General features: G+C 70.1%; 6 protein-coding genes and 1 pseudogene. 1 reads left to right on the plus strand and 6 read right to left on the minus strand.

The window, feature by feature from the left end; genetic code table 11:
• A pseudogene (locus AC08OV_RS22870) lies at positions 1–108 on the plus strand (IS6 family transposase); the annotation flags it as partial.
• An 88-nt stretch (positions 109–196) separates the two neighbouring features.
• Here the strand turns inward: AC08OV_RS22870 and AC08OV_RS22875 are convergent.
• The 6 genes from AC08OV_RS22875 to AC08OV_RS22900 all read right to left on the minus strand — a co-directional run.
• On the minus strand, positions 197–1,129 hold the full coding sequence (locus AC08OV_RS22875; protein WP_011438464.1) for an MBL fold metallo-hydrolase: 933 nt from the start codon (positions 1,127–1,129) through the stop codon (positions 197–199).
• On the minus strand, positions 1,126–2,085 hold the full coding sequence (locus AC08OV_RS22880) for an aromatase/cyclase (protein ID WP_476620292.1): 960 nt from the start codon (positions 2,083–2,085) through the stop codon (positions 1,126–1,128). The genes AC08OV_RS22875 and AC08OV_RS22880 overlap by 4 nt, the downstream gene beginning before the upstream one ends.
• Before the next feature lie 14 nt (positions 2,086–2,099).
• On the minus strand, positions 2,100–3,155 hold the full coding sequence (locus AC08OV_RS22885) for a beta-ketoacyl synthase N-terminal-like domain-containing protein (RefSeq protein ID WP_476615440.1): 1,056 nt from the start codon (positions 3,153–3,155) through the stop codon (positions 2,100–2,102).
• Positions 3,152–4,426, minus strand: coding sequence for a beta-ketoacyl-[acyl-carrier-protein] synthase family protein (locus tag AC08OV_RS22890; protein ID WP_476615441.1), 1,275 nt, complete (start codon positions 4,424–4,426; stop codon positions 3,152–3,154). The genes AC08OV_RS22885 and AC08OV_RS22890 overlap by 4 nt, the downstream gene beginning before the upstream one ends.
• Before the next feature lie 23 nt (positions 4,427–4,449).
• On the minus strand, positions 4,450–5,595 hold the full coding sequence (locus AC08OV_RS22895) for an acyl-CoA dehydrogenase family protein (RefSeq protein WP_011438469.1): 1,146 nt from the start codon (positions 5,593–5,595) through the stop codon (positions 4,450–4,452).
• A 29-nt stretch (positions 5,596–5,624) separates the two neighbouring features.
• Positions 5,625–5,996: SDR family oxidoreductase (locus tag AC08OV_RS22900; RefSeq protein WP_476620293.1), on the minus strand; the 372-nt coding region annotated here is incomplete at its 5' end.

A 5,996-nucleotide genomic window follows, 5' to 3' on the forward strand; every position in this document is an offset into this window, starting at 1 on the left:
CATGCCTTCGTCCAGAACATCCGCCGCGGCCACTACGAACTCGGGATCGACACCGACCCGCACGCACGGCTGACAGCCGCGTTCACCGAGCTCACCCTCGCAATCTGATCACCCGTTCGGCAGGGTCAACCATGCCCTGCCTTCCCCCAATGCAACAGACCCGCTGCGGTCGGTCGAGGACCTTCTGGCACGCCGGTCAGGCGTGGCACTCCGGGAGGTGCCCACCGTTGAATTCCACCATTTCCGCGAAGAGCGGCTCGACCGGCAGCGCGGCTGCCGGCGGTGCCCCCTGATGCTCGGCGATCGCGCGGTGCAGGTTGGGGACCAGCCGCTCCGGGTCCTTCCAGCCGGCGAATCGGCCTGCCGAGCATTGGCGGGCCGCCTGGATCGGTGTCAGCCCCTTACGCATCGCGTCTCCGGCGGCGTCCCGCAGCCACAGCAGGTACGCCTCCGTCTCGTCGAAGGCCTCGGGGCCGGCGATCGTTCCGTGCCCGCCGACCACGACTTGGGCACCCGTCTCGCGCATCCGGCGGACAGCGGTCAGCGACCCCGCGACCGTGCCCATCAACAGGAAGGGCGTACACCCCGGCAGCACCACGTCGCCGGTGAACAGCACCTTCTCGCCGGGGAGCCACACCACGGTGTCGTGCCCGGTGTGCGCGGGCCCCACGTTGAAAAGCTCGGCCCGACAGCGGCCCAGGTGCAGCGTCAGTGCGTCGTGGTAGGTCACCGTCGGTAGCACCGGATCGACATTGCCCCAATTCACCTCCGGCCAGAGGCCGGTCAGTGCCAGCCCCGTCTCCGCCATCTCGGCCCGGGTGCCGTGCTGGGCGATGATCGTCGCCGTGTCGGCGAAAAGGTGATTGCCGAAGGTGTGGTCGCCGTGGAAATGAGTGTTGACCAAGTACTTCACCCCGCCACGACTGAGGCCGTCCACTGCGGTGCGCAGCAAGGTCGCGCGCCGCTCGGTGGCCGCGGTGTCGACGAGCAAGATGCCGTCGTCACCCACCACCACGCCAGCGTTGTTGAGACACCAGCCTCCGTCCGGCTGGACATAGGCGAACACGCCGTCCGCCACCTCCGTCATACGTGCCGCCACCGCGCTGGCGGCGGCGCGAGTCGCTGTCACCGGACTTCCCGCTCCTCGGTGGAGGATACGGGCGCCGCCGCGCCGGCCAGCGTCCGGCGGCTATTGGCCCCCAACGCGTCCCGGAGGTAGCGGCGTCCCTCGGCGAGAGAACTGCTCGGGCCGAGCACCGTGCGCAGCGCGTCCGGGTCCAACACGACGGTGTGTCTCGCCGTGACCGAGTCGGGCCCGTCCGGCACCCGATGGAAGATCCACACCCCGCTGTGCCCGAGAAGCGTCGAGGGTGGCCGGGTCTGCTTGTAGGCGATTCTGTCGTTCGCCAGGCACACCCGCACCGACCGGGTGGTGTGCGTCGACCCGTCATCGCCGCTGACCGTGTCCATCTCCAACTGTTGGATGCCCGGCATCTCCTCGGTGAGCACCACACGGCGAACGTGCGGGAGCTGATCCGGCCAGCGGTCCGCCCGGTCGATGAAGTCGTACGCCTCCTCGGCCGACCCGGTGAGCTCGACGGTGTCCTCGAAGGTGAAGACGACTTCCACGACCGGATGACCGAGCTCCGCCACCCGGCGCAACGCCGCCAACTCTTCGACGCTGTTGCGTTCCAGGGCCGCACTGATCCACTGGACGGCAGCGGCGTCGTCGTCCACCGCGGTGAACTCGTGGTCCAGGATCACCTCGGTGCGGCCACCGGGCAAGGGCAGGACCTGCCAGCGTCCGCTCATCGCCGCCACCGGTGGCTGGCTCCGTTCCTGGCGGAAGCCGATCGTCCGCAGGTGCCGGTCGACCTCACGCCGCGACGTCCACGTCTTGACCTCGCCGCCGACCAGGGCCCAGAGCTGGAAGTGTTCCTCGCTCTCCGTACGCTCGAGGTAGCGCAAGAAGATGTTCGGACCGAAGATCGCCGGCCACCGGTCAGCCTCGGTGAGCAGTTCGAAGACCAGGTCCGCCGGGGCCGCCACCACTTCTCGATGCGATGTCCGGTGCTTCGTAGGCACAGTAGGCGCACCCTTCACGACGTCTGCCGCAGCCGCTCGGCGCTGTTGACGGCGGCGAGCACGGCCTCCGGCGTACGCAGCTCCATGACCTGCTCGTCCGGCAACACGATGCCGTAGCGGCGCTGGATCTCGGCGGCGAGCTCCAGCAGGGCGAGCGAGTCGTAGCCGAGTTCGGTGAACTCCTGGACGGCGAAGACGACCCCCACGTCGGCGGTCGTGACCCCGGCGTCCTCGAGGGCCAGTTCCGCGGTCCTGCGCAAGCCCGGCGGTCGGCCCGACCCCGGGGCGGGGTCGAAGGTCGCCGCATACCCGGCGATCTCGCCGTACCGGGAGCGGTCCCCGCGCCCGTCCAGGCTCTCGCCGCCCTCCAGGACGAGGATCGCACCGCCCTCACCCGGGACGTGCCCGGAGGCCGCCGCGGCGAACGGCAGATACGCCTGCCCCGGATCATCCGTGGTGCTCACCGTGCCGCTGGAGAGATGCGCGCCCCGGCCCCACGGGCCGAGTGCGGAGTCGACGCCGCCGGAGATCACCAGGGGCGTGCCCCGTCGGATCGCCCGGCGGGCGTAGCCGATGGCGTCCAGCCCGCCTGCCTGCTCGCCGACGAGCGCCGTGCCCGGTCCGCGCAGGCCGTGCCGAATGGACACCTGTCCCGTCGTCACGGCGTAGAACCAGGCGAACGACTCGTAGACGCTGACGTGCTGGGGTCCGTCGTGCCACAACTTGTCGAACTCACGGTGGGTGAAGTCGAAGCCGCCGCAGGCATTCGACGTCATGACGCCCATGTCGTACTCGTCCCGATCGTCGGGGCGCACACCCGCGTCGTTGATTGCCCAGTCGGCCGCGGTGAGCGCCAGCCGGGTAGAGATGTCGGTCTGGGGCAGCAACCGGCCCGGAAGGTGCCGGGCGGCATCGAAGCCGGTGATCCGGCCGGCGAGCGCCCCGACATGCCGGTCGTCGAATCTCGAGATGCCGGAGCCCCCCGCTAGCGTCGCCGCCCAGTACTCCGCGATACCCAGCCCGGTCGGCGCGACCACGCCGACTCCGGTGACGAAGACCCGCTGCGTCATGCTGCCCGTCCTCCGGGCTGACGAAGCACCATTGCGCTCTGAAACCCGCCGAACCCGCTGCCGATCGTCAGCACCGTGTCGAGGGTGGCCTCCCGGGCCACGAGCGGCACGTAGTCTAGGTCGCATTGGGGGTCCGGCAGCCGTAGGTTCGCGGTCGGGGGGATGACGCTGTACCGCAAGGCGAGAGCGCAGGCGGCCACCTCGATGGACCCGATCGCGCCCAGGGAATGGCCCACCATCGACTTGATCGAGCTGATCGGCACCTGACGCGCGTGCTCACCGAGGCTGGCCTTGACCGCCGCTGTCTCGTGTAGATCGTTCTGTCTGGTACCCGAGCCGTGCGCGTTGACGTAGTCCACGTCCGACGGATCGAGCCGGGACTGGGCGAGCGCGGTGCGGATCGCCTCGGCCATCTCCCTGCCGTCCGGCTTCAGACCGGTCATGTGGAAGGCGTTCAACCGGGTGGCGTACCCGGTGACCTCAGCGTAGATCTCGGCGTTGCGACGCCGGGCGTGCTCGTACTCCTCGAGCACGAACATGGCGCAGCCCTCGGCGAGGACAAAGCCGTTGCGCGATCGGTCGAACGGGCGCGAGGCCGTCGCCGGTTCGTCGTTGTACGACGTGGTGGCTTTGATGGCGTCGAAGCACGCCAGCACGATGGGTGAGATCGGAGTGTCTGTCGCGCCCTCTGCCATCACATCCACTACGCCGTCCTCGATGAGGTGCAGCGCGTGGCCGATCGCGTCCAATCCGGAGGTGCACCCGTCGGAGACCATGGTGACCGGGCCCTCCGCGCCGACGGTCCAGGCCACCTCGGCCGCCATCACGCTGGGCACCATGTGATCGAACATGTGCGGCGTCAGGTGCCGGGTGTCCATCTCGCGGGTTCGGCCGCTGTCGAACAGCACGAGGTACTCGGCTTCCAGAGAGGTAGCCGCCGCGACAGCGCTGCCGAGGCTCACCCCGATCCGGTGGGGTTCCACCCGGTCCAGCTCCAGACCGCTGTCCTCGACCGCGTCGCGGGTGCAGACCACCGCGAACTGGGCCGCCCGGTCCATCCGGCGGATCTGCCGTGGGGTCAGCCCTTCGGCCTGGGCATCGAAGTCGACCTCACCGGCCACCTGGCTGCGGAACGGCCCCGCATCGAAGAAGGAAATCCGCCGGGTCGCGGTCCGGCCGGCCGTCAGAAGGTTCCAGAAGTTCTTGGCTCCTCCGCCACCGGGTGCGCGTACTCCGATCCCGGTGATCACCACGCGCCGGTTCGGTTTCATGAATTCCTTTCCCCGTGGAGTAGTCACCTGTCGTTCACCGCCTCCGCCGCATGGCGGGCGAAGCCACCCGCCCGCGCGGCGAACTGGAGACCGCTGTGGCCCGCCCCGCAGACGACGTCCCGCCAGAACCGTCCGAGATCCTCGCCGTCGGCCTGCCCTCGGCTACCCGAGCCACGCATCAGCCGGTCCACCGCAGCGGAGAGATACTCCGCGGCCAGCGCGCAGTCCCGACCGTTACGGGACTCCTCGTAGGGCGTCACCGCGCCCTCGTCGAGCACCTGCGCCACCCGTTCCAGGAGCAGGCCCGCCGTGTCGATCTCCCCGCCGGAACGGGCCAGCACCATGTCGTACGCCAGCCGGTCCACCGGGCCGGATATGGCCGGGCCGGGCCGCTGCAACTTCGGTCCGATCAGCGACCACCACCGGTGCAGAGCGCCGCGGGCCGCCCCGAGCAGTGGACCGGTGAGAGTAAGGCCGTTGGCCGCCTTCATCGGTACCTGATGGCAGGGCGCGTCCTCCCCGGGAGCTGGCCCGTCGGCGAGCACCCGCAGGGACACCGAGTGGGACGCCGGAACCCGCACGTCGTCAAGAACGAGGGTGTTGCTGCCGGTGGCACGCATGCCCACGTTGAACCACGTCGGTTCGATCCGGTACGCCGGCCGCGGCACCGCGAAGAACCGGTACTCGTCCCGGCCGTCACGGACCGCCCGGGCGCACACCAGGGCCCAGTCCGAGTGGTCGACGCCGCTCACGTACGGCCACTGCCCGTTGAGCCGCCACGAGTCGCCCCCCGCAGCCGCCTCTCCCCCGGGCATCAGCCCCGCGACGATCAAGGCGTCCGGGCCGCCGGCCCAGACGGCAGCGCGGCCCGCTTCCGGAAGATAGGCTGCCATCCGGGCGGCCGCGGCGATCAGTGACGCCACCCAGGCCGTCGAGGCGCAGGACGCGCCGATGGTGGCCACGGCGGGCAGCAGAGCACCGAAGGTGCCACTGTCCCCCCCGTACCGCGTGGGCACGAAGTGCCGGGCGAACCCCGCGGCGAGCACGGAGTCGATCGACGCACGCGGGAGTCGCCGGTCGGTCTCCGCCTCACGCACGTGCTTGGCGGCCGACACCGCCGCCACCTCCGCCGCCGCCTGCAGAGTGGAACCGGCCGTGGTCAGCTTCATGTCTGCCTCCGGTGGTACGGCACTGGACCTCAGTAGTTGCCGAGACCGCCGCAGACGTTGATTGCCTGGGCGGTCACGGCGGCAGCCTCGTCACTGACGAGGTACTCGACCATCGCGGCGACCTCGTCCGGCCGGACATAGCGGCCGATCGGGACACGCGCGGTCACCCGGTCGTGCGCCTCGGCCTCGGTGACGCCCCAGAGCTTGGCGTAGGTCCCACGGACGGTCTGTGCCATGGGCGTCTCGACGAAGCCGGGGCAGACCGCGTTCATGGTGACGCCGGTCTTGGCCAGTTCCAGGCCCCATGCCTTGGCCAGGCCCACCACACCGTGCTTCGCGGCCGAATATGGTGCGCCGTTCTGCACTCCCTGCTTGCCCCCTGTGGAGGCGATGTTGATGAT

This window comes from Frankia sp. CeTa3Moorea (genome assembly GCF_978021225.1).